The following is a 23,472-nucleotide window of genomic DNA, read 5'->3' on the forward strand; positions in this document are numbered from 1 at the left end:
CCTTGTCAGACCGTGATATCGACGCCGCCAGAGGCGGGCGCGGCGGGGATCGGGGGATCGGTCGGCTCGGCGGCCGTCTCGCCGGCCCATGTCTGCGGCAGCGCGGTCTGTCGCGCGCCCTGCCCGGTGTTCTGGCGCGCGCCCTCGCCGCTGCCCTGGCTGCCCATGTCGGCGAAGCTGAGCCCGCGCGCCTCGACCTGATGGCCGGCATCGCGCAGCAGCGTCAAGAGCCCCTCGCGGTCGGCCCGCAGGCTGCCCAGAACCGAGGCCTGATCGGCCCGGACCGTGACGCTGATCTGGCCGTCGTCGCCGGGTGCGAGGCTGATCTCGACCCGGCCGAGCCCCTCGGGCCGAAGCGCGATGCGGATGGTGCCGCCCTGATCCACCTGGGCGCGGAGCTGGCCGAGGATCTGGCCGCTGTCGGGCAGCGGCGCACGGGCCTGCTGTGCCACCACCTCGGGCGGCGGCGCCGGGGTGAATACTGTCCCGGGCTGCGCCGGAGCGGGCGCAGGCGCGGCGGCCATGTCGGCGATCACCGGCGCGCGCAGCTCGGCCCCCGCGGCTGCCGGGGGGGCGGGCACGGCCGCGACGCCGGCGCGCAACTCCACGCGCGAAGGGGTCAGGTCCACCGGCGGGCGCTCAGCCATCTGCCGCATCTCCGTGGCACCGCTCGCAGGGATCTGCGGCACCGCCCTGTCGCCGCGCAATGGCGGCTCGGCCTGCGCCTGCGGCGTCTCTGCCACCTGCGCCGAGATCTCCGAGATCAGCCGGGACACCTCGGTCCGCACCTCGGTCGGGCCGGTGCGCGCCGCCGCTTCCACCACCGGCGCAGAGGGTGCGCGGAGCGCCTGAAGCGCCTCGGCCAAACGCCGCCCGGCGGGAACGGGCGGTCCGGCCTCGATCCCGGGCGCCGCCGGCGGCAACACGACCTCCGCCAGCGCGGCGACCAGCGGCACCAGAGCCTCGGCCAGTTCCGCATCGGCAAGCTTCGGATCCTCCAGCGCCGCCTGGGCCTCGGCCAGAAGCGCTTCGAGCCCGCCGTCAGCCGTCTCCTGCGCCGTCTCGCGGGACGTGCCGGAGGCCGCTTTGGGTGCCGGCAGATTGCCGGAGCCCTCTTGCCCCTCGCGCCGACCCAGCAACGCGGCGAAAAGCCCGGCACCGGCCGCGTCAGGGGACGCGCCGCGCGCGGACGTCTCGGTGCCGGTGGCAGAGGCCAGACCGGCCAGGGCGCTGAGGATGTTCATCACGGCTGCAACAGGCTGCGCGAAAAGCCCGCCTCCACCAGATGCCGGCGCAGTCGCATCATCGCCCGCCGCTCGACCTGGCGCAGCCGCGCCGGGGACAGGCCCATCTCGGCGGCAAGCGCCAGATGCGGTTCGGGATCGGCCGACAGATGCCGGCGCCGCACCACCTCGATTTCCTGCGGATCGAGTTGCCCCAGCGCCCGCGCCAGAAGCCCCGCCAGCTGCGCCTCGCGGTCGAGGCGGCTGATTTCCTCTTCCGGCCCCGGGGCGTCACAGACCAGCGCGGTGCGCGGATCGGCCGGGCCGTCGCTGGCGCCGTCGATCTCGATCGCGGCCTGCACGGCCAGGCGGATCAGGTGATGTTCCGGCTCGGGCAGCCGGCCGGCGCGGGCATCGAGATAGGTTCGCGCGGGAATGTCGATCACCGCCTTGATCCGGGCCACGGCCGCGGAAATCGCGTTGCGCACCCACCAGCTGGCATAGGTGGAGAACCGCACATCCTGGCTTCGGTCGAAACTGTCGGCGGCGCGCAGCAAGCCCATCATCCCCTCGGCGGCCAGATCCTCGAGATGCGTCGGATTGTCGGTAAACCGCGCCGCCAGCGCCCAGGCCTGGCGCGCATGGGCGCAGACCAGAAGCTCCAGCGCCTTGCGGTCGCCGCGATCCTGCCAGCCGCCAATCGCGGCGCGCTCCTGCTCGAAGCTGAGCAGCGGCACCCGCATCGCGGCCTGGTACGACATCGAGTTCATGAAGAGCGTCGCCCTATCCTTGCTTTCAAGGATAGAAAAACACATTTCACGGAAAACAGAAAGAAATTAAAGATTTAGTGAAAGTTAAAGCGCGCGCTGATATCCTGTGGCAGCGGCTCGAACTCGCTTTCCGGGGCGCCGAGGCAGGCGCGCAGCATCATCGAGGTGCGGCCGATCCATTCTTCCAGTGCCAGCGGCTCTGACGAAACATCCAGCAGGCGGCTGCCGAACAGGCAAAGATCGGGTTCAGCAAAATCCGGGTCGAGCCGTGTCAGATGGGCGATCATCGCCGGGCTGGTGAGGAAATCGGGCGTCGCGGTCAGCGTCTCGCCGGCCATCCAGTACCGGCCGAGGCCAAGCGCCATGCCGCGCCGGAAGCCGGCCATGTCAAGCGCGGCGCCGGCGCCTTCCAGCTCGGCGGCGCGGCGCAGGGCGGCTTGCGCCAGGGCATGCAGTGCCTCGTTTTCGCGCTCCAGCGGCATCTCGCCCAGCGACAGCGCGAGGATCAGGCTTTCGGCCACCGCCCCGCCCAGCAGGGAGCCGAGGTTCTGTTCGCCACTCGGCAGCATCACCACCAGCGTGTCGTAATCGAGATCCAGCGGCAGCTCTTCGACAAGCACATCCCCGAGCGGCAGACCGGGCGCCAGCTCCAGGCTGTCGGACATGGCGAGCGGTCGTTCACAGGCGGCGCCGGCAACCAGCGGCGCGGTGCGCACCGGCAGGATGCGCGAGAACAGGTTCAGGAAATATCGGGAGGTTTCAGCGTCCGGCATGGCGACGCCATCTTCCCAAATGAGGTCGAGCACCTGTTGTCCAAGCATCCTTAAATCCGCTCCCTGAACTTGTTTAAACGATCAGCTACCCCTCAATCAGTACGTGCGGATTAACCCTGCTTAAAGGATTCAAGTGTAAAGGCTCATACCATATCTAGGCGGTGAGCTTGGGGCGATATCTATATAGAGCCATGTGATTCGCCGGCCTTTGCCGCTTGAATCCAAGGGTCCGGGCCACCTCCGCGCCGCCTGCCGCGCCGCAGAGATTCATGAACACCCCCTGAGTTTTCGTTACAAAACGGGATTCAACCCCCATATTTTGCGTTATTCTGCGCGCTCGCCCGCTATATAGGGCCGCTTCCACTGGGTTTTGCCGCGAAATCCCGGGGTAAGCGTAACGTATTTCAGGGAATCGGTCGCCGGAGCGGCGCATCCTGGCCCATCGGATAGACCACCATGATGCTGATGCGGCGGTTCTCGGCCGCATCGGCGCTGATACCGTCCAGCGGCTCGGTATCGGCCAGGCCGGAAATCCGGGTGATCCGCAACTGGTTGACGCCATTTTCCACCAGAACCCGCCGGGTGGCATTGGCGCGGTCGGCCGAAAGCTCCCAGTTGGAATAGGGGCCGCCGTTCTGGAACCGGAGCGAATCCGTATGCCCGGCAATCGTGATCTCGTTCGGCAGCTCGGCCAGCGATCCGGCCACCACCTCGAGAAGATGCCGGGTGCGCTCGGGGATGCGGGCGCTGCCCGAGTTGAACATCGACCGGCCGGTGCGGTCGACGATCTGGATTTCCAGCCCGTCGTCGCGGCGTTTGAACTCCAGGTGTTCGGCCAGCGTCTCGAGCCCCACGGTATTGGCGATATCCTCGGCAATCTGCTGCTCGAGCCGGTCCTGCGCCGCCGCCCAGGCCTCGCGCGCGCGGGCCATCTCCAGGGTATCGAGCGCCGCGGCCGCCTCTGCTTCCGCCTCGGCCTCGGCCTCGGCTTGCGCCGCGACCTGTTCCGCCGGCGTCGGGCTTTCGTCGCGCAGCCGGCTGTCGAACACGGCCAGCGGGTTTTCCTGGCCGAAACTGGGCAATTGCACCGGGGTGGCGGCGCCGTCGGTGCCGCTCAGCACGCCCTCGGCGGCCAGAACGGTGCCATCGAGCAACCCGTCGCCCTTGCCGCCGCTCTGCGACAGGCTGGGGGAAAAGTAATCCGCCAGGCCGCGCAGCTTCTCTTCGTCCGAGGCGGCGAGAATCCACAGCAGCAGGAAAAACGCCATCATCGCGGTCATGAAATCCGCATAGGCGACTTTCCAGGCGCCGCCGTGATGGCCGTGGTCCTCGCTCTCCTCGGACCGCCGGATGATGATTGTCTGTTCGTCCGATTGCGCCATGCCGGGGCCTATGCCTCGCCGGTGACGACAGACCGTTCATATTTGCCCAGCCCCGCCTTCCGGGCGTGTTTGGCCTTTTTGCGGGAATAGCTCGGTGCGACCAGCGGGAAATCCTCGGGCAGATCAAAGGCGGCGCGATAGCCGGCCTCGGTCATGCCATGTTCGGCTCCCAGATGACGCTTGAGCATCTTGAAGCTGCGGCCGCAGCACAGGCAGGTCACCCGATCCTCGGACACCGCCTGATCGACCGGCACCGCCGGCCGCAATCGGCCGGTCTCCGGCGCGATCGGCACCGCGACCGCGGAGCTTCCCTGACGCGAGAATTCCTCGGCCAGCCGCCGATAAAGCGCCACGATCTCATCCTGGCCAACATCCGGCCGCGAGGCATAGGCCGCGACGATGCGGCCGGCGGTTTCCTCTTTCATGCCCTGAGTAGTCATCTTCATCTCCTGCCCGCCCGATCTTTGACGCCGCCGGGTCGCTGCCTGTGGCCGATGCGCGGGCCGTCGGGGGCACTGGCAGTCGGGCCATTGTACGGGAAACTCACGTGTTAATCTTGCAAATTCTTGAGCCGCGCAACCCGCCTCGGCCGAAACCGGCCGGGATCCGCCGCCCCGGGCAAGGAATTATCGCCCGGTTCTCAAGTGGATCACCGCGCAGCCCGGCGAAAGGCGCCAGGCCCCTGGGGCCATCGGATACGAGATGATATTGCATGCCTCAAACGTGACTTTCTCGGTTTCTTCATGATTGTCGAAAGATAGATAGCGCGCCAAGGTTAATCGGAGTTGAAAATTCACGAAATTTTGCACAAACCTCTCTAAAGAGTTCAGGACTAACCTTGGGAGTATCTACCGGCTCATGAAGAACAGGGGCTCTTTCGCCGCCGTGGTCGAACGTGACACGGGTCTGCGGACGGCCTGGGCCGGGGTCTTGCAGGATTGCGGCCTGCCCAAGGTGCTGCGCCGGGCCCGGCCGGCGGAATTGCGCGACACGCTGACCGAAGGCGCCCCGCTCAGCGCCCTGATCGTCGGGCTTTCGGCCCGGCACATTCCCGACGAGGCGATGTTGACGCTGATTGCCACCGCCCGGCGGCACGCCAGCGAGGCGGTGATCCTGGCGATCGATCATGCCAACCGGTCGCAGGGCGCGATTGCCGCCTTTGCCGCCGGCGCCGACGATGCCCTGCGCGCCGATCACGATCCCGGAGAGCTGCGCGCGCGGCTGTCGCTGCGGCTTCAGGGCGCGGTGCGCAAGAACCGCAAGGCGGCGCGGCTGGTCCAGCTTGGCCTGACCCCGGTCGAAGAGCGGATTTTCAGATACATGAGCCGCCACACGGGCGAGATCGTCGACCGCGCGGCGCTGGCGCAGGTGCTGGGCGAGGCCGACTGGGCTTATGGCGACCGCCGCATCGACGTGCATATCGCCCGCATCCGGCAAAAGCTGGAATCCCGGTCGGACGGGGGGTTTCGCGTGCGCTCGGCACGCGGGCGCGGCTATATCCTCGACGACAACGACGACTGAGGCCCGGGCGGCCAACTACCGCGCGGCGAACCGCGTCTCGGACGGCTGCGGCGCGTCGATGGCGCCCGATTTCATCGGCAGGAACGGCAGCGAAAACGGCGCATCCTCGCGCAGCATCGCGCCGGCGGCGAGACCGAGGCAGACCATGCCGATCAGCGCCGAGCGTACCGGCGAAAACAACCGCCGGCGCCGCGCCGGAGCTTCGGCCTCGGGGGGTGGCGGCGGCAAGAGCGCGCCCGGCGTGACAAAGACGCCCTGGCCGGTGATCGTGACCTGCGCCTGGCGTGGCCCTTGGGCGTAGCGCGCGCGCAGCGCCTTGGGAAAGCCCTCCTCCGGCATGTCGATCACCAGCGACTCGCCCGGGCTCCAGCCCGCCGCCACCGGCCGCGGCAGCACAAAACAGGAGAAATCGTCGCGAAAGCCGATCTTGCGGGTCCGCCGCGCCGGCGTCTGGATGCTCAGCAGCTCCGGCGCCAGGCTCAGCCGCAGCCCGGTGCGCCCGAGTTCGAGCACGCCGTCGGCAAAATCGCATTCCGCCTGGGCGTCGAGCGCCGCGAACCCCTCGGGCAGATCGGGCTTGCGCGGCGGTTTCGGCGCGGTCTCCGAAAGGTGCAGCCGCGGCTTCCAGCGAAAGACATCGGTCAGGGTGGCCGCCTTGGGCGCGGGCTTGGGCGCCGGCGCCTCCGGCTTGCGCGAGGCCTCGAACCGGTGATTGATCAGGTAGTCCTGCGCCAGCTCGGCCAGATCGTCCTCGTCGAGGATCAGCGCCATCAGCTTCTGTTCGTCGGTAAAGAGCACCCGCCGCGTCGGATAGCCCGCAACCTCGGGCACCACCTCGAGCTCGGCCCGCGCGCAGCCCAGAACCGCCGCCGCCTTGGCCGGCATCCGGTCGCGTTCGCTGACATGGAACAGCAAGAGCTCGCACAATCCCGCCGCATCGAGGCAGAGCACCAGACCGATCTCGTCGGGCCAATCCGCGAACAGATGCGCCAGATCACGGGCTTCGAAGAAATAGGCGAGCTTGCCGGAGGCCATGCCGCAACTCCAAGGATTGTTCTTCACTACTCAAAACTATCCTTATTTATGCTTGAAAGAAAGTCAATTATACTTATAATTTACCGGAATACCCCCGCGCGCGCATTGATAGTGAAAGCAGAGACCCCTCCATGACCTTCATCCTCGGGCTTGCTCTTGTGTTCGGACTCGTCTTTGGCGGCTTCATGCTGTCGGGCGGCAAGATGGACATCGTGCTGTATGCCCTGCCCTTCGAAGGCATGATGATCGGCGGCGCGGCAATCGGCGCCTTCGTGATCGCCAACAGCGTCTCGGTGATCAAGAGCTCGGCCGGCGGTGTACTCAAGGTGATCAAAGGCCCGCGCTGGAAGGCCAAGGATTACAACGATCTGCTGCAACTGATGTTCGAGCTGACCCGAGCCTACAAGGCCAAGGGCATCCTGGCGCTCGACAGCCATATCGAAGACCCGCAGAGCAGCGACATCTTTGGCCGTTATCCCCGCATCATGGCCGATCATTTCGCCGTCGACCTGATCCGCGACAGCTTTCGCATGCTGTCGATGCAATTCGACGACCGCTATGCCACCGAGGACGTGATCAACCGCAAGATTCGCAAGCATCACCATGAATCGCTGGCTTCTGTCCATGCGGTGCAGCAGGTCGCCGACGGCCTGCCCGCCATCGGCATCGTCGCCGCCGTGCTCGGCGTGATCAAGACCATGTCCTCGATCGATCAGCCGCCTGAGATCCTCGGCAAGATGATCGGCGGGGCGCTGGTGGGCACCTTTCTCGGCGTTTTCCTGGCCTATTGCATGGTGCAGCCGGTCGCCGGCCGGCTGAAGCAGATCGAAGAGGAAGACGGCGCCTTCTACCTGGTGATCCGCGATATCTTTGTCGCCATGGTGTCGAACCATCCGCCCAATATCTGCATCGAGATCGGCCGAGGCAGCATCCCCTCGCGCATGCAGCCCGATTTCTACGAGGTCGAGGCGGCGCAGAAAGAGCTGCCGGCGGCATGAGGCGCGCGCTGGCCGTCGCGACGCTGACGCTGGCATCCGCGCCGGCCCTGGCTGCCGGCCCGGACGACGCCAAGACCGAAGCCGCCAAGCCCGAGTTCACCTCGGCCGCCGTGGCCGGTGTCTTCAAGGCGCTGCCGCCGGGATCATCGGGCTATCCGATTGATATCCTGCTGAAGATGCGCGAACGCCTGGGCGGCGATCCGGTCCCCGGCCCAGAGGAGCCCAAGGCCGATGGCCCCTGACCGGCTGCGCCCGCTGGCCATCATGGAGCGGGTGAAAGAGCTGGAAACCCGCGAACATGCCGCCGCCGTGGGGGTGCTTCGTGCCCGTTACGACCGGCTCGAGACCGAGCGCGAGGCGCTGCTGGCACGGCTGTCGAGTGAATCGCATATCGACGGCCTCGAAGGCGCGCCCTACCTCGGCCGGTTCATCGGATCGATCCGCGCCGAGCTCGAGCGCAACGCCCGCGAGGCCGCCAAGCTGGCGCCCGATCTGGCGCAGGCCGAGGAAAAGCTGCGCGCCGCGCTGTCCGAGCAGAAGACCTTCGAGATCCTGCGGCTTTCGCGCATGCAGCAGCAGCGCAAGGACCGCACCCGCCGCGCCGCCGCCGCGCAGGATCTCAACACCTTGCAGCGCTGGATCCGGCCGGGCTGATCAGCCGGCGGGCACCGCAATGCCCGCGGCATCGAGACAAGCGCGCAGGTTCGCAAAGGTCTCTTCCGGCGCCAGGGTCTCGCGCTTGCTCTGGCCCAGGAGCGCCTCGAGCGGGCCGGACAGGCGGATTGCTGCGTCGACCTCGGCATCGCTGCCCTTGCGATAGGCGCCGATGCGGATCAGCTCTTCCATGTCGGCATGGCGCGCCGCAGCCTGGCGGGCGGCCCGGTAGAGCGCATATTCCTCCGCCGTGTGGCACTCCGGCAGCATCCGCGACAGCGAGCGCAGGATATCCACTGCCGGAAAGCGGCCGCGTTCGGCGATGCGGCGATCCAGGATGATATGGCCGTCAAGGATGCCGCGCACCGCATCGGCGACCGGGTCGTCCATGTCGTCGCCATCCATCAGTACGGTGTAAAGCGCGGTGATGTCCCCCGCCGCGCCGCTGCCTGGCCCGGTCCGCTCCATCAGCCGCGGCAGCTCGGCAAAGGTGGTCGGCGGATAGCCCTTGGAAGTCGGAGGCTCGCCCCCGGCAAGGCCGATCTCGCGCTGCGCCATGGCAAATCGGGTCACACTATCCAAGAGCAGCAGCACCTGCTTGCCCTGGTCGCGGAAATGCTCGGCCACGGCGGTGGCGGTCCAGGCCGCCTGGCGCCGCATCAATGGCGGCTGGTCGCCGGTCGAAACCACCACGACCGAGCGCGCAAGCCCTTCTTCGCCCAGGTCGTCGCGGATGAAATCCTGCACCTCGCGGCCCCGCTCGCCAACCAGCCCGACCACGATCACCTCGGGCTGGGCATGCCGGGCCAGCATCGCCATCAGGGTGGATTTGCCGACACCCGACCCGGCAAAGACCCCCATCCGCTGACCGCGACAGAGCGGCGTGAAGGCATCCATCACCTTCAGCCTGGTCGCCAGCCGCGGCCCGACGCGGCGCCGGTCAAAGGCCGGCGGCGGCCCGGCGCGCACCGGGCGGGGCGCGTCGCCCTCGGGCAGATGGCCGCGCCCGTCAAGCGGCCGGCCCAGCGCATCGACCACCCGGCCGAGCCAGGCCGCATCGGGGCGGATCTCGGTCGCCGCCTGGGTGACCTTGACCGGATCGCCGCTGCGCACCCCGTCCCAATTGCCGAAAGGCAGAAGCCGGGTGCCCGCGGCGTCCACCCCCACCACTTCCCCCAGCACCGGGCCGCCGCTGCCCTGAACCGTACAATGCGCGCCGATGCCCACCGCCCGCTCCAGCCCCGAGACCACCAGCGACAGCCCCAGCGCCGATGTCACCTGGCCGGCGACGCTGCTGCGTTCCATCCGCCGGGCAAGGCTAGACAGCTCTGAAAATGGCGTATGCATGGCTACTATCCATTGCTATTCAGTTTTTATTAATGCTATTCTTGGTAAAAGAGAAAGGGAATTGTTGATGAAGCTGTCCGGCATGTCCTTTTTTCAGCTCGCCTCGCAGCGGATGAGCTGGCTCGGCGCCCGGCAGGCGGTGATTTCGGAGAATATCGCCAATGCCGACACGCCGAATTACCGCGCCAAGGAAATCAGCAGCTTTGACCGCATGGTGCAGGCCCGCACCCCGACCCAGGGGCTTGCGGTGACCGATGCCCAGCACATCCAGACCACCGCCTCAGCCCCTGCCGGCGTGCGGGTCGAGGCCGATGACAGCGCCTGGGAAAGCGCGCTCGACGGCAACAACGTCGTGCTCGAACAGCAGACCATCAAATCGGCGGAGGTCGCGGGCAGCTACCGGCTTGCCGCCGAGCTCTACCGCAAGGGCCACGAACTTCTCACCGTCGCCGTGACCGGCATTCGCTAGGAGCCCCGCCATGGACATTCTGAAATCCATCCTGACCGTCGCGGCCAGCGGCATGCAGGCCCAGGGCGAGCGGCTCAAGGTCGTCTCGGAAAACGTCGCCAACGCCAATTCCACCGGCTCCGCCCCCGGCGAAGACCCCTACCGCCGCAAGATCGTCTCTTTCGAAGAGATGATCGATCGCGAGACCGGCACATCGGGCGTCGCCGTCGCTGAGGTCAGCCGCGACGAATCCAGCTTCGAGCTGCGCTATGACCCGTCGCATCCGGCCGCCGACACCGACGGTTTCGTCAAGGTGTCGAACGTCAATACCATCATCGAAATGGCCAACATGCGCGAGGCCTCGCGCAGCTATCAGGCCAACCTCAACATGTTCGAGACCGGCCGCAGCATGCGCTCGCAGCTTCTCGATCTGCTCAAGTAAGACGAGGCGCCCATGGCCGAACCCACCTCCCTGATGTCCGTCAACGCCGCCTCGGGCGCCTACCGGGCCTCGCGCGACATGACCACCGAAAGCACCGGCGCCGCCACCGAGGCCGGCAGCAGCTTTGCCGAGATGGTGGCGCAATCGGGCCGCGAGACGGTGAACGCGATCCGCGACGCCGAGGCGACGGCAGTGACCGGGCTGCATGGCGGCGCCGACACCCAGGCGGTTGTCGAGGCGACGCTGGAGCTGGAATCGACGGTGCAGGTGGCGGTTTCGGTGCGCGACAAGCTGGTCGAAGCCTACAAGGAAATCCTGGCCATGCCCGTCTGATCGTGAAAGCGCCATGACCGAAGCCGATGTTCATACCGTCCTGTCCAACGCCTTTCTGACCGTGCTTTACGCCTCGGGTCCGATCATGGCGATTGCGCTGGTGGTCGGTCTGGTCATCGCCTTCTTTCAAGCGCTGACCCAGGTGCAGGAGATGACGCTGACCTTCGTGCCCAAGATCGTGGCGATCTTTGTCGGGCTGCTGGTCTTCACCCCCTTCATGTACGCCATGGTCAAACGCCTGTCCGACCGGGCCTTCGACCTGATCGTCAGCGGGGGGGTGTGATGCGGCGGGGCCTGCGCGCATTGATCCTGGCGGCGGTCTGGGCCGCAGCGGTGGCCACCCCGGCCGCCCGCGCCGACTGGAGCGCCTTCTACGCCCCCTCGCCCGCCCCGGCGGCAGAGCCCGCACCGCGCATGGCTGCCACCTCGGGGGTCTGCATCCGCGAGATCCTCAAGGCGCAGCTGCGCCACAACATTCCCGGCAACCTGCTGCTCGGCATCGGGCTGCAAGAGGCCGGCATGATGCATGCGGGCGAACTCACCGTCTGGCCCTGGGTCGCCAATGCCGATGGCGACGGGCGGTTCTTCGACACGCCCGGCACCGCCGCAAGCTGGGTGCGCGCCCGCCAGGCCGCCGGCATTTCCTCGATCGATGTGGGCTGCATGCAGATCAACCTGCGCTGGCACCCCGAGGCCTTTGCCACGCTGGAACAGGGCCTCGACCCGGCGGTGAACGTCGATTACGCCGCCCGGCTGCTGGTTGCGCTCCATCAGCAATCGGGCAACTGGACCGAGGCCGCCGGACGCTATCATTCCGCCACCGAGACCCACAAGACCGCCTATCTCACCCGGTTGCGGCAGAATGTGGCCATCGCCAATGAGCGGCTCGAGGTGTTCCGCGACCTGGCCGCCCGCGGCGGCGGCCGCAGCTTGGCCGCCACTGGCCGCGCGCCCTTGCCAGAGGGGCATTTCTGGACCTCGGACATGACCCGCCGCTCCGGCGCCGCGGCCGAGGGCGCCCGCAGCCTGTTCGGCCGCGAGACGCTGCAACCGGTGCTGCCCGCCTTCGAGAAGATGTTCTGATGGCGCTGACCGATCACCTCAGGCCCGGCGGCGGCAATGCGCTGATGGCGCGCGGGCTGGCCAATCGCGACATCGGCTTTGCCGCCGCCGTGGTGCTGATCCTGGCCATGCTCTTCGTGCCGCTGCCGCCGGTGCTGCTCGACCTCGGACTGGCAATCTCGCTGTCGCTCTCGGTGCTGATCCTGATGGTGGCGCTGTGGATTCCGCGGCCCCTGGATTTCAACTCCTTTCCCTCGCTGCTGCTGATGGTGACAATGCTGCGGCTGTCGCTCAACGTCGCCTCGACCCGGCTGATCCTGTCGCAGGGCCACACCGGCTCGGACGCCGCCGGCGGGGTGATCGAGGGCTTCTCGCGCTTCATCATCTCGGGCAATTTCGTCATCGGCGTGGTGGTCTTTGCCATCCTCGTGGTGATCAACTTCGTGGTCATCACCAAAGGCTCGACCCGGATCGCCGAGGTCTCGGCGCGGTTCTCTCTCGATTCGATGCCGGGCAAGCAGATGGCGATCGACGCCGATCTCGGCGCCGGGATGATCGACGAAGATCAGGCCCGCGCCCGGCGCAAGGTACTGGAGGACGAAAGCAGCTTCTACGGCGCCATGGACGGGGCCTCGAAATTCGTGCGTGGCGATGCGGTGGCGGGGATCATCATCACCCTGATCAACGTCGTCGGCGGCATCCTGATCGGCGTGGCACAGCACGATCTCACCCTGTCCGACGCCGCCGGCTTCTATACCGTGCTGACCATCGGCGACGGTCTGGTGACCCAGGTGCCGGCGCTGATCGTCTCGCTCGCCGCCGGTCTGATCGTCACCAAGGGCGGCACCGAGGGCGCGACGAACGAGGCCGTGCTGGGCCAGCTTGTCCGCTTCCCCAAGGCGCTCTTCATGGCCGCCGCCCTGCTCTTTGGCATCGGGTTGCTGCCGGGGTTTCCGGTGCCGGTCTTTGCCGTGCTGGCGGCGCTGATGGCGGGCCTGGGCGTGGTGATCGCCCGCAAGGCCGAAGAGGCCCGAAAGAATGCCGCCGCCAGCGAGGCCGCGCTCAAACGCGCCGAGCCCGCCCTGCCCGAGGACAACATCAAGGATACCCTCAAGCTCGACAGCCTGCGGCTCGAGCTGGGCCAGGGCCTTGTGCCACTGATCTCGAGCAGCGACGCGGCGCTGGCCGGCAAGATCAAGAGCCTGCGCAACCTCTTTGCCCGCGAGTTCGGCTTTGTGCTGCCTTCGGTCAGGATCAAGGACGAACCGATGCTGCCGGCGCAGAGCTATGCGCTGGTGGTGCAGGGCGTCGAGGTGGCGCGCGGCGAGGTGCGGCCCAACGGTCTGATGGTGGTCAATCCCGGCGATTGCGGCCTGCCCGGCGAACGCGGCCGTGATCCGTCGTTCGGGCTCGAGGCGCTCTGGATCGACCAGGCCACCGCCCCCAAGGCCGAGGCGATGGGCCTGACCGTGGTGGACCCCGAAAGCGTCATCATCACCCATCTGACCGAGGTGGTGAAGGAGCATCTGCCCGAGCTGATGACCTTTGGCGCAGCGCAGGAGCTGGTCGCCGGGCTGGACCGCGATTACCAGAAGCTGGCGGGCGAGGTGACGCCCAATGCGCCGCTGGTGCTGATCCAGCAGGTCTTGCAGGGGCTGCTGGCCGAGCGGGTCTCGGTCCGCAATCTGCCGCTGATCGTCGAGGCGATCGCCGATGCCCGGCGCGGCACGTCGAACGTGGTGCAGATCACCGAGGCGGTGCGCCGGCGGCTGGCCAACCAGATCTGCAAATCGCTGATCGACGGCAATGGCTTCATCTCGGTGATCACCATGTCGCCGACCTGGGAAAAGGAATTTCTCGAGGCGCTGCGGGTCAATGGCGACGAGCGCAATTTCGTCATGTCGCCGCAGCGGGTGCAGGAATTCGTCCTGCACGCCCGCCGCGAGATCCAGAAATACGCCGAGCAGGACCAATGGCCGGCCCTGCTGGTCTCGCCCGAGGTGCGCAGCTATGTCCGCTCGATGCTGGAACGGGTCAGCCCGATGACAGTGGTGCTGTCGCACAATGAAATCCACCGCAAGGCGTCGCTGCGTACGGTCGCGACCATCGGGCAATAGCGGTGGACCTCTCGGCCTTGCTCACCGGGCAGGTCATGGGGGTGGCGCTGGTCTTTGCCCGCATCGGCGGCGTCGTGATGTACATGCCCGCCCTGGGCGAGGCCTTCGTGCCGGTGCGCCACCGCATCGCCTTTGCGCTGCTGCTGTCTCTGGCGCTCTATCCGGCGCTGCCGGTCGGGCCGCAGAGCCTCGATGCGCCCGGCCTGCTGCTGGCGGCCCTGGGGATCGAGCTGACCCTCGGGCTCTGGATCGGCATGACCGCCCGCATCCTGTTGACCGGGCTCCAATTCGCCGGGGCCCAAATCGGCATGATCATCGGCTTGTCCAACGCCTTTGCCCCCGAAATCGGTTCGTTCCAGGGCTCGACACTGATTTCGACCGGGCTGATGCTGGGCGCCGTGGCGCTGATCTTCGCCATGGATCTGCACCACCTGATCCTCGGCGCCATGGTGATGAGCTACGAGGTTTTCCCGCCCGGCGCCCTGCTCACCGGCGATCTGGCGCAGCAGATCGTGCGGGCGGTGGCGCAGAGCTTCTACATCGGGCTGTCGGTCGCCGCGCCGTTCTTTGTCATGGGGCTGCTGATCAACCTCGGCATGGGGTTGGCGGCGCGGATGATGCCGACCCTGCCGGTGTTCTTTGTCGCCGCGCCGCTGCTGATCGCCGCCGGTCTGCTGGTGCTCGGGGTCGCCGCACCGCTGATGCTGCGCGAGTTTGCCGAGCGGTTCGCCGCCTGGCTCGGCCTGCTGATGTTCTGAGGGGGGCGCGATGGCCGAAGAGGACAAGGACAACAAGACCGAGGAACCGACAGAGCGCCGGCTGAAAAAGGCCCGCGACAAGGGGGATGTCGCCTCATCGAAGGAAGGCGGCACCCTGATGGCGATGCTGTCGCTCTTCGGCATTACCGTCTTTGTCCTGCCCAGCACCGCCGGGCCGCTCTCGGGCCTGTTGCGCGGCGTCTTCGAAACCGCCGGCCAGATCGATGTCGGCGTCGGTGTCACCGGGCTGCGCGATCTCGGCACCCTGACCCGCGAGCTGATCGGCGGCGTGGCGCTGCTGCTGGCGCCGCTGGTGCTCCTGATGGTGCTGGGCGCGCTGGCCGGCGCCGCGCTTCAGGGCGAGGTCGTGATGGCGGCGGAGCGGCTGCGGCCGAAATGGTCCAAGATCTCGCCGCTGGCCGGGCTCAAGCGGCTGGTCTCGGCGGCGAGCCTGGTGGAATTCGCCAAGAGCGTCGCCAAGGTGCTGCTGGTCGGTGCGATTGCCGGCGTGGTGACCTGGCAGGCGGTGCGCCAGATCTGGCTGGCGCAGGGGCTGCTGCCGGAGGCCCTGGCCGAATTCGCGCGCGCGGCGGCGGCGCGGATGCTGCTTTACACGCTGGCGCTGGCGGCGGTGATCGCCGCCGCCGACATCATGTGGAAACGCTTCGATCACCGGCGCAAGCAGCGGATGTCGATGAAAGAGGTGCGCGACGAGCACAAGGAAACCGAGGGCGATCCGCTGATCCGCGCCAAGCGCATGGGGCTGCGCCGCGAACGCGCCCGCCAGCGGCTGGCCAGCGCGGTGCCGCGGGCCACGGTGATCCTGACCAACCCGACGCATTACGCCGTGGCGCTGAAATACGAAAGCGGCAAGGATCTGGCCCCGGTCTGCCTGGCCAAGGGCACCGACCTGATCGCCGCCCGCATCCGCAGCCTCGCCACCGAGGCCGAGATCCCGATCGTCGAGAACCGCCCGCTGGCCCGCGCGCTGCACGACGTCGCCGAGATCGACCGGGAAATCCCGGTCGAGCACTGGGAGGCGGTGGCGGCGATCATCGGCTATGTGATGGACCTCAAGTCCGACAAGCACCGCGCCCCGCCCGCCGGATCGCAGCTGCGGCAGGACGGCCCGGACCCGGCCGAAACCTAGTCCGCCGCCATCCTCGGCGCCCGCGCGGCACGGCGCGATGCACCGACCGGACGCCTCTATTGCGTCACGTACAGCGACTTGGCGTTGACGAATTCCTTCATGCCAAAGCCGCCATGCTCGCGCCCGTAACCCGAGTTCTTGACCCCGCCGAACGGCATGTTGGGGATCGCCAGGTTATAGCCGTTGATACAGACCATGCCGGTGTCGAAATGGGTCGCGGCCAGCGCCCGGGCGCGGGCTTCATCCTTGGAAAAGATGCCGCCGCCGAGCCCGTAACGGCTGTCATTGGCGATGCGTATCGCGTCATCATCGTCGCGCGCCCTGATCACCGAAGCGACCGGGCCGAACAGCTCGTCGTCATACGCCGGCTGGCCGGGCTTCACGTCCACCAGCACCGTTGCCGGATAATAGGCGCCCTTGCGCTTGGGCACCTTGCCGCCACACAGGGCGCGGGCGCCGTTTTCCACGCTTTTTTCGACCTGCTCGGCCAGCGTGTCACGCAGATCGTCGCGCGCCATCGGGCCAAGGCCGGTGTCCGCGTCGCGCGGGTCACCCATCTCGACCGCCTTCATCCTGGCGGTAAAGCGCTCGACGAAGGCGTCGTAATGCCGCTCGGTCACGATGAACCGCTTGGCGTTCACGCAGGTCTCGCCGTTGTTGTAGATCCGGCCCGCCACACAGGCCTCGACCGCAACATCGAGATCGGCATCCTCGAGCACCAGATAGGCGTCGTTCGAGCCAAGCTCGAGCACGGTTTTCTTGAGGTGTTTGCCCGCCTGCTGCGCCACCACCTTGCCGGCGCCATCGCTGCCGGTCAGGGTGACACCCCGCACCAGATCATTGGCGATGATGTCGTCGGATTGGTCGTGATCGATCAGCAGCACGGTAAACAGGTTCTTGGGCAGCCCGGCCTTCTCCATCAGATCGCGCAGGAACAGCCCGCTGCCGGTGCAATTGGCCGCATGTTTCAGCAACACGCCATTGCCCGCCATCAGGTTGGCGATGGTGTAGCGGATCGCCTGATAGGCCGGAAAGTTCCACGGCTGAATGCCATAGATCACCCCGGTCGGCGCATAGGTGATGACGCCGGTGCCGCCGGGGATCTCGCGTTCTTCGTCGGCCAGCTCCTTTGGCCCGTGTTCGGCGGTGAAATCGCAGATCGCGGCGCAAAGCTCGATCTCGTCGCGGCTGTCGCCGATCAGCTTGCCGACCTCGCGGGTCATCAGCTGGGCAAAGTCCTCGGACGTGTCGCGCAACGCCTGACCGATGGCCTTGATCGTCTCGGCCCGCTTGTCCAGCGGCACCAGCCGCCACTCCTCGAAGGCGGCGTGACAGGCCTCCACCGCCTCGCGCGCCGCCGTGTCCGACATGCGGTCATAGGTTTCCAGGGTCTCTTCGGTCGCCGGATTGATCGTGGTGATCGGGCTGCTCATGGATGTCTCCTGTCTTGCATGTGCCCTGCCCCAACACCCCGCGGCCCGGAATGTTTCAACCGGATCCGGCCGCGCATTACATTTGACATATTATTTGACACTTGTAAGGTTGAGATGGCCCGCCTATAGTGCCCCTGAAACAAGCTTCGAAGGGGTGCTGCCATGAATATCATTCTTGTGCTGGTCGACAGTCTGACGCGCAACTGCCTGCGGGCCTATGACCCGGCCAGCCCCTGCCAGACCCCAAATATCGACCGTTTCGCCAAGCGCGCCGCGATCTTTGACAACCATTTCGTCGGTTCGCTGCCCTGCATGCCGGCACGCCGCGAGATCATCGCCGGGCGCAAGGAATTCCTCTGGCGGCCCTGGGGCTCGCTCGAGGTGTTTGACCCGCGCCTGCCGGCCGAGGTGCGCAAGGGCGGCCATCGCACCCATGTGGTGACCGACCATTATCATTACTGGGAAGAAGAGGCGAACGGCTACATCCAGAGCTATGACACCACCGAGATGATCCGCGGCTACGAGGTCGATCGCTGGCAGGCGCAGGACCCGGCCGAAGAGAAACCCGCCTGGGTCAAGAACGTCGAGAAATTCCGCGCGCCCGAGCACATCGGCCAGTATTACGCCAATACCCGCGACTTTGGCGGCGAAGAGGATTATTTCTCGGCCAAGACCTTCGGCGGCGCCTGCGACTGGCTCGACCGCAACGCCGGCAAGGGCGATTTCTTCCTGCATGTCGAGACCTTCGACGTGCACGAGCCGTTTCACATCCCCGAACCCTACGAGAGCATGTATGCCGAGGGCGCGAGCAAGAACGAGTTCAATGTCTGGCCACCCTACCAGGTCTACAAGGATCTCGAGAGCTTCATGGACCAGACCACACCCGACGAGCTTAAATTCCTGCGCTCGCAGTTCATGGGCAAGGTCACGATGATGGACAAGTGGTTCGGCACGCTGCTCGACAAGCTCGACGACCAGGGGCTGTGGGAGAATACGATGGTGATCCTGACCACCGACCATGGCCACGACATGGGCGAGCGTCGCGCCTTCGGCAAGCAGCACCCGCATTTCGACAGCCACGCCAACATTCCGCTGATGGTCTGGCACCCGGCCAACCCCGGCAATGGCAAGCGCCTCACCGGGCTGACCCAGACGGTGGACATCTTTGCCACCATCGTCGAGGCGGCCGGCGTCGAGGTGACCGAGGCCAACCGGCACAGCCGTTCGCTCCTGCCGATGATCGTCGAGGATGCGCCTTCGCCACGCGAGGCAGTGCTTTACGGCACCTTCGGCCAGGGCATCTGCGCCACCGACGGCACCTGGACGGTGATGAAGGCGCCGGACCCGTCACAACCGCTCTACCTCTATTCCACCGCGATCTTTCGGCCGCTGATCGTCGACAACCCGGTCGACGGCCGGCTGGCCAAGGCACCGAACAAGCCGGTGGATACCGGCTATTTCGACCCCTCGGTCGACCTGCCGATGTGGAAGACGCCGATCTCGATCGATCCGCGCACCCAGGAGGATTTCCTGTTCAACCGCGCCGAGGATCCCGGGCAGGCCCGGAACCTCTGGGACAGCGCGCCGGAGCAGCGCGACCGTATGCTCGACCTGGTGCGGGCGCTGATGCAGGACGAAGGCTGTCCGCCGGAGCAATACGCCCGGCTGGGGCTGAAAGAGGCGGTGCCGGCATGATCGAGGCCAGCCCAGGCTGATCCGGGCGTCGACGGCGGGCAACGCCCGCCGCGCAGTGCCGCGTCGCGAAGCAGGGTGGGTTCGCAACCCACCGCGCCGCAAGCCTCACCCTTCGAGCAACGCCAGAGCCAGGGGCTTGTCCACCACCAGATGCGTCGCCAGCCCGCCGCGAATGCAGGCCAGCGTCGCCTCGGCCCGGTCCACCCCGCAGACCACCAGCAGCTTCTTGCGCGCCGCCCGCAGGTCGGCGACCTCGGCCGCGATCAGCCGGTCATGCGGCGGCAGGTCGATCTGTTCGCCCCCGGCCGAGAGATAGCGGCAGCAGAGGATCCCCGCCGCCCCGGCCGCCACCGCCTGCGCCAGCTCTGCCTCCGAGGTCATGCCCGCCGCCACCAGATGCGTGCCGGCCTGCACGTTGCCCACCGAATAGATCGCCATGTCGAGCGATTTCAGCCGCTCGAGCTGCATGTGGATCGTCGGTTCGGAACAGAATTGCCGCGCCAGCTCGGGCGAGGAGATCAGCCCGGGCGCGTGCAGGGTGAAACATTGTGCCCCCAGCTTGCCGGCGATCTGGATGGTGCAGTTCTCCGAGGCCGGCACCCGGTCGGAGATCATCGAGCCGATCAGCTGGCAGACCTCGACATCGGCCACCGCGTTGCGCGGCATGGCATCGGCCACCGCCATGATCGTCTCGCCCCAGGCCACGCCGCAGCGGTCGCCCGGTTCGACCACGTCGAGCACCGCCATCGCCGCCACCCGCGCCAGTTGCCGCAGGCTGTCCTCGCGACCCAGCGCCACCTCGTCAGAGGCCGGCTGCGCCACATAGACATCCGCCAGCCCGTATTTCTCGCGCAGCTCGCGCGCTAGGCTCGATCCGGTGAGGAACTGGCCGTCGACGCGGATCTCCACCACCCCCAGATCGCGGCTCTCGCGCAGCATGTTGACGATGGTCGCACGCGAAACCTTCATGCGCTTGGCGATCTCGCCCTGGGTCAGCCCCTCGCCATAATAAAGCAGCGCCACATTCGACAGCAGCGCTTCCTTTTCGGCAGAATTCCGTTGCGGCGGCGTGGGTTTGTGCATCTTCAAGCGTTTACCTTCTTTGCCCCGGCTTGGCCATAGTTCTGGCGGAACCAAGCATAGCAGCGGTCGATCTCGTCCTGCGGCAATTCTTCGACCGGACCGCGCAGCATGGCAAGATGCGTCGTCATCGCCGCCTCCTCAAGGTACATCGCCACCGAGGTCGCCTCGGTGGCCGATCTGCCCATGGTAAAGACCCCATGCGCCTTGACCAGCGCCGCCATGCCGCCCTCGGCCGCTTCCAGGATCGCCGCGCCGGTGTCAACTTCGCCCGGGGTGGCATAACGCGAACAGGGCACATCGCGGCCCAGCATATGGGTGATCGGGGTCAGCACCGCCGGAATCCGCTCGCCGCGCGCGGCAAAGCTCGAAGCATAAGGCGAATGGGTGTGGCACATGCCCATCACATCGGCGCGGTGGCGATAGATATAGAGGTGAATGCCGGTGTCGACCGAGGGTTTCATCGCCCCCTCGATGACAGTGCCATCGAGATCGACCACCACCATGGTGTCCGGCGTCAGCTTGGCAAACTTCACGCCAGAGGGTTTGATCACCACCAGCCCGGTTTCGGGGTCGCGCCCCGAGACATTGCCGCCCGATCCCACCACCAGCCCGTTGCGCGGCAGCTCGTGGTTCTGTTCGCAGACCTCTTCCTTCAGCGCCTCCAGCATCACGCGGCCTCCTGCTTGGCGGTCGGGATCCCATGCGGATAGACCACGATCTTCAGGCTCTTTTCCGCCTCGACCAGCATGCGAAACGCCTCTGGCGTATCCGCCATGTCGAACCGGTGCGAGATCGCCTCTTCCGCCTTGATTCGCCCGGCTTCGAGCAGGCGGATATAGCTGTAGGTGTCGGTATGATCCGAGGAATAGCGCGAGGTCACGGTGATCTGATCGAAATAGGCGGCATTGCCGTCGCGCGCCCAGGTTTCGCCCGGCGGCATCGGCGCGCCAAGGTGCAGGCAGCCGCCAACCTCGGTCAAGGCCAGCGCCTGCTCCCAGGCCGGGGCAAAGGGCGCGATCACGATCACCGTATCGGCCAGCCGGCCATTGTTGAGCGCGCGCATCGCCTCGACCGCATCCTCGGTCTTGGGGTTGATCGTATGGGTCGCGCCGAACTCCCGCGCCTTGGCCAGCCGCCAGTCGGAGAAGTCGAGCGCCACCACTTTGCCGGCACCGAAGAGCGGCGCCATGTGCACGAACCCCTGCCCCATAAAACCCGCGCCGACGACGGCCACGGTGTCACCCGGCTGGATGTTGCAGACCTTCAGCCCCGAGAGCACGCAGGACCAGGGCTCGATCGTCACCGCCGCCTCGGTCGAGATGCTGTCGGGCAGCTTGTGGGTGTCCATCGCCAGATGCTGCGCGGTGACGCGGTAATAGTCGCAGACCCCGCCGGGATCGAGCTTCATCGACTTGTAGAATGGATCGCGGGTGAAATGGCCGCGACGCGACAGGTGGGAATCGACCCGCCCGACGTGGTGATTGACGAAAACCCGGTCGCCGATCTTGTAGTCGGTGACACCCGCGCCCACCTCGACCACCTCGCCCACCGGCTCATGCCCCAGCACCTTGGGCTCGGTCTTGTACCAGGCCATGGTCTCGCCGCCGCAGAGCCCGCAGGCCAGCGTCTTGAGCAAGAGCTCGCCGGGGCCGATCTCGGGAACCGGGCGTTCCTCGATGCGGATGTCATCGATGGCATATTGCACGGCGGTGGTCATCATGTTGGTCATGTCTGGGTCTCCCGCAAGGTATTGAGGTCTGCCTGCAAGGCGCGGTGATGGCGCGAAATCAGGGCGTATCTGGCGTAAACCGGCCCATAGGCCGCGTGATTGTTCGGTGTGTAGCTCTGCAAAGCCTCGTCGCGACGGGAGAGCTCGACCGCCGCGCCGCGCCCGGCCGCCGCAGCGCCGAGACAGGCCGCCCCCCAGAGCCCGTGATCCGAAGCCGCGCTGACCAGCACCGGCTGGCCCACGACATCGGCGATGATCTGGCACCAGACCGGGTTTTTCGAGCCGCCCCCGGTGAGCTGAACCGGCGCGGTGGGCAGGCCGGTTTCCTCTTCGAAGCAATGCCGCAGGCTCAGCGCCGCGCCCTCCATCACCGCCCGGCCCATGTCGCCGGTCGAGGTGGTCGACGACAGCCCGTGAAAGGCGCCGCGCAGGTTGGGCGCCACGAATGGCGCGCGTTCGCCATTGAGATAGGGCAGAAAGGTCACCCCGTTGGCCCCCGGCGGCACCGTCTCGACCAGCGCATTCATGCGCGCCGCCACCTCGCCGGCCGAGGCGCCGCCAAGGCTCTTGGGATGCAGCGCCGCGAACCAGTCGAAGGCGGCGGCGCCGGTGGTCGGCGCCAGAACGCGGATGGTAACCGGCGCGGTGGGGTGCAGACAGCTCGCGCCGACCGGCGCATCGCTCGGGGTGATCCGGTCGGTGAGGATATTGACCACGGCCGTCGTGCCCATGATCATCATCGTCTCGCCCGACTGCGCCAGCCCCATGCCGACGATCATCGCCGACAGGTCCAGCGTGCCGACCGAAACGGTCAGCCCTTCGGGCAGCCCCGTGGCGCCCGCCGCCGCATCCGTCACCTGCCCCAGCACGCTGTCGGCGGTGCGCGGCGCGATCAGCTTGTCGGCCAGCTCTTCGCAATCGAGCGCCGCAATCTGGCCCGCGTCATAATCGCGGCTGGCAATGTCGAGAAAGGGGATCGTCGCATCCGAGAAATCGGTGCCGAGCGCGCCGGTCAGCTTCAGCCCGATCCAATCGACGCAAGTCATCACATGCGCGGTCTTCGCCGCCATCTCGGGCCGGTTCTCCCGCACCCAGCGCCAGAGCATGCCGGATGTGCCCGACCAGAGCGAGGTGTTGCAGCCCCGCCCGATCACCCCGGTCGCGCCCGACGCCTCGAGCGCCGCCAGATCATCCGCGGTCCGCGTGTCGTTCCAGAGCATCGCCGGGCCGGCGGGCGCGCCGTCCTCGGTCACGCACCAGAGCCCGTCGCCCTGCGCCGCGATCCCCAGCGCCTCGAATTCCGCGCCGTCACAGCGGCCGACCAGATCGGCCAAGACCGCCACCACCGTCGCCCAGACCTGGCCCATGTCCTGTTCGCTGCCGCCGCCGGCCACCTGGGTGACCTGGCTCGGCGCCTCGGCCAGTGCCACCTGCCGGCCCTCGGGCGTATAGGCGGCGGCCTTGACGGCGGTGGTGCCGACATCCAGCCCCAACCAGAGTTTTGTCATGCTCCCCTCCT

The 23,472-nt window shown here is 67.1% G+C and carries 25 protein-coding genes; 13 read left to right on the forward strand and 12 right to left on the reverse strand.

What is annotated here, in order from left to right; genetic code table 11:
• Positions 1-5 precede the first annotated feature (5 nt).
• From AC0J5K_RS20315 to AC0J5K_RS20335, 5 genes are all read right to left on the reverse strand, one after another.
• A complete protein-coding gene (locus AC0J5K_RS20315) occupies positions 6-1,244 on the reverse strand; it encodes a flagellar hook-length control protein FliK (RefSeq protein ID WP_420398517.1) in 1,239 nt (412 codons plus the stop codon).
• The gene (locus AC0J5K_RS20320; protein WP_048535281.1) at positions 1,244-1,993 is read right to left on the reverse strand and encodes a sigma-70 family RNA polymerase sigma factor; all 750 of its coding nucleotides are present in this window, start codon (positions 1,991-1,993) and stop codon (positions 1,244-1,246) included. The genes AC0J5K_RS20315 and AC0J5K_RS20320 overlap by 1 nt, the downstream gene beginning before the upstream one ends.
• 74 nt (positions 1,994-2,067) lie before the next feature.
• Positions 2,068-2,814: a hypothetical protein gene (locus AC0J5K_RS20325; protein WP_074837722.1), complete on the reverse strand. Its 747-nt coding sequence runs from the start codon at positions 2,812-2,814 to the stop codon at positions 2,068-2,070.
• Between the two features lie 356 nt (positions 2,815-3,170).
• Entirely contained in the window at positions 3,171-4,148 is a 978-nt protein-coding gene (locus tag AC0J5K_RS20330; RefSeq protein ID WP_074837723.1) for a flagellar motor protein MotB, read from the reverse strand.
• Between the two features lie 8 nt (positions 4,149-4,156).
• A complete protein-coding gene (locus AC0J5K_RS20335) occupies positions 4,157-4,588 on the reverse strand; it encodes a Ros/MucR family transcriptional regulator (RefSeq protein WP_074837743.1) in 432 nt (143 codons plus the stop codon).
• A gap of 418 nt (positions 4,589-5,006) precedes the next feature.
• Here AC0J5K_RS20335 and AC0J5K_RS20340 point away from each other — a divergent pair, with 418 nt between their 5' ends.
• Entirely contained in the window at positions 5,007-5,669 is a 663-nt protein-coding gene (locus AC0J5K_RS20340) for a helix-turn-helix domain-containing protein (protein ID WP_074837724.1), read from the forward strand.
• A 15-nt stretch (positions 5,670-5,684) separates the two neighbouring features.
• Here the strand turns inward: AC0J5K_RS20340 and AC0J5K_RS20345 are convergent, their stop codons facing one another.
• Complete coding sequence (locus AC0J5K_RS20345) at positions 5,685-6,704, reverse strand: hypothetical protein (RefSeq protein ID WP_283638605.1); 1,020 nt, start codon at positions 6,702-6,704, stop codon at positions 5,685-5,687.
• A gap of 131 nt (positions 6,705-6,835) precedes the next feature.
• Here AC0J5K_RS20345 and motA point away from each other — a divergent pair, with 131 nt between their 5' ends.
• The 3 genes from motA to AC0J5K_RS20360 are packed head-to-tail and all read left to right on the forward strand — an operon-like array spanning position 6,836 to position 8,356.
• Entirely contained in the window at positions 6,836-7,702 is an 867-nt protein-coding gene (gene motA, locus AC0J5K_RS20350; RefSeq protein WP_048535291.1) for a flagellar motor stator protein MotA, read from the forward strand.
• Positions 7,699-7,944: a hypothetical protein gene (locus tag AC0J5K_RS20355; RefSeq protein WP_048535293.1), complete on the forward strand. Its 246-nt coding sequence runs from the start codon at positions 7,699-7,701 to the stop codon at positions 7,942-7,944. The genes motA and AC0J5K_RS20355 overlap by 4 nt, the downstream gene beginning before the upstream one ends.
• On the forward strand, positions 7,934-8,356 hold the full coding sequence (locus AC0J5K_RS20360; RefSeq protein WP_074837726.1) for a hypothetical protein: 423 nt from the start codon (positions 7,934-7,936) through the stop codon (positions 8,354-8,356). Before AC0J5K_RS20355 ends, AC0J5K_RS20360 begins: the two co-directional genes overlap by 11 nt.
• On the opposite strand, the gene AC0J5K_RS20365 is transcribed toward AC0J5K_RS20360, so the two are convergent.
• Entirely contained in the window at positions 8,357-9,661 is a 1,305-nt protein-coding gene (locus AC0J5K_RS20365; RefSeq protein WP_283646438.1) for a FliI/YscN family ATPase, read from the reverse strand.
• A gap of 124 nt (positions 9,662-9,785) precedes the next feature.
• On the opposite strand from AC0J5K_RS20365, the gene flgB reads away from it, so the two are divergent.
• Genes flgB through AC0J5K_RS20405 form a run of 8 tightly spaced genes read left to right on the forward strand, consistent with a single transcriptional unit; the run spans position 9,786 to position 16,013 of the window.
• Positions 9,786-10,172 carry a flagellar basal body rod protein FlgB gene (gene flgB, locus AC0J5K_RS20370; protein WP_244526544.1) on the forward strand — a complete coding sequence of 129 codons (387 nt, stop codon included), beginning with the start codon at positions 9,786-9,788 and terminating at the stop codon, positions 10,170-10,172.
• A gap of 10 nt (positions 10,173-10,182) precedes the next feature.
• Positions 10,183-10,593: a flagellar basal body rod protein FlgC gene (gene flgC / locus AC0J5K_RS20375; RefSeq protein WP_048535298.1), complete on the forward strand. Its 411-nt coding sequence runs from the start codon at positions 10,183-10,185 to the stop codon at positions 10,591-10,593.
• A gap of 12 nt (positions 10,594-10,605) precedes the next feature.
• Positions 10,606-10,926, forward strand: coding sequence for a flagellar hook-basal body complex protein FliE (gene fliE, locus AC0J5K_RS20380; RefSeq protein ID WP_420398518.1), 321 nt, complete (start codon positions 10,606-10,608; stop codon positions 10,924-10,926).
• Between the two features lie 13 nt (positions 10,927-10,939).
• Positions 10,940-11,209, forward strand: a complete 270-nt coding sequence (locus AC0J5K_RS20385; RefSeq protein ID WP_048535301.1) for a flagellar biosynthetic protein FliQ — start codon at positions 10,940-10,942, stop codon at positions 11,207-11,209.
• The gene (locus tag AC0J5K_RS20390) at positions 11,209-12,009 is read left to right on the forward strand and encodes a lytic transglycosylase domain-containing protein (protein WP_048535303.1); all 801 of its coding nucleotides are present in this window, start codon (positions 11,209-11,211) and stop codon (positions 12,007-12,009) included. The genes AC0J5K_RS20385 and AC0J5K_RS20390 overlap by 1 nt, the downstream gene beginning before the upstream one ends.
• Entirely contained in the window at positions 12,009-14,105 is a 2,097-nt protein-coding gene (gene flhA, locus AC0J5K_RS20395; protein ID WP_420398519.1) for a flagellar biosynthesis protein FlhA, read from the forward strand. The genes AC0J5K_RS20390 and flhA overlap by 1 nt, the downstream gene beginning before the upstream one ends.
• Positions 14,106-14,107: 2 nt before the next feature.
• Positions 14,108-14,863, forward strand: a complete 756-nt coding sequence (locus AC0J5K_RS20400) for a flagellar biosynthetic protein FliR (protein WP_193388075.1) — start codon at positions 14,108-14,110, stop codon at positions 14,861-14,863.
• 10 nt (positions 14,864-14,873) lie between these two features.
• A complete protein-coding gene (locus tag AC0J5K_RS20405; RefSeq protein WP_420398520.1) occupies positions 14,874-16,013 on the forward strand; it encodes an EscU/YscU/HrcU family type III secretion system export apparatus switch protein in 1,140 nt (379 codons plus the stop codon).
• 56 nt (positions 16,014-16,069) lie between these two features.
• On the opposite strand, the gene AC0J5K_RS20410 is transcribed toward AC0J5K_RS20405, so the two are convergent.
• A complete protein-coding gene (locus AC0J5K_RS20410) occupies positions 16,070-17,446 on the reverse strand; it encodes an NAD-dependent succinate-semialdehyde dehydrogenase (protein WP_048535309.1) in 1,377 nt (458 codons plus the stop codon).
• Positions 17,447-17,608: 162 nt separating this feature from the next.
• Here AC0J5K_RS20410 and AC0J5K_RS20415 point away from each other — a divergent pair, with 162 nt between their 5' ends.
• Entirely contained in the window at positions 17,609-19,141 is a 1,533-nt protein-coding gene (locus AC0J5K_RS20415; RefSeq protein WP_350154078.1) for a sulfatase, read from the forward strand.
• Between the two features lie 105 nt (positions 19,142-19,246).
• On the opposite strand, the gene AC0J5K_RS20420 is transcribed toward AC0J5K_RS20415, so the two are convergent.
• The 4 genes from AC0J5K_RS20420 to AC0J5K_RS20435 are packed head-to-tail and all read right to left on the reverse strand — an operon-like array spanning position 19,247 to position 23,461.
• Positions 19,247-20,224, reverse strand: a complete 978-nt coding sequence (locus AC0J5K_RS20420; RefSeq protein WP_420398525.1) for a sugar-binding transcriptional regulator — start codon at positions 20,222-20,224, stop codon at positions 19,247-19,249.
• Between the two features lie 2 nt (positions 20,225-20,226).
• Entirely contained in the window at positions 20,227-20,892 is a 666-nt protein-coding gene (locus tag AC0J5K_RS20425) for a class II aldolase/adducin family protein (RefSeq protein WP_074837734.1), read from the reverse strand.
• Positions 20,892-21,953, reverse strand: coding sequence for a zinc-binding dehydrogenase (locus AC0J5K_RS20430; protein WP_074837735.1), 1,062 nt, complete (start codon positions 21,951-21,953; stop codon positions 20,892-20,894). The genes AC0J5K_RS20425 and AC0J5K_RS20430 overlap by 1 nt, the downstream gene beginning before the upstream one ends.
• Entirely contained in the window at positions 21,950-23,461 is a 1,512-nt protein-coding gene (locus AC0J5K_RS20435; RefSeq protein WP_420398521.1) for an FGGY-family carbohydrate kinase, read from the reverse strand. Before AC0J5K_RS20435 ends, AC0J5K_RS20430 begins: the two co-directional genes overlap by 4 nt.
• Positions 23,462-23,472: the final 11 nt, after the last annotated feature.

The organism is Marinovum sp. E3 (assembly GCF_055755275.1).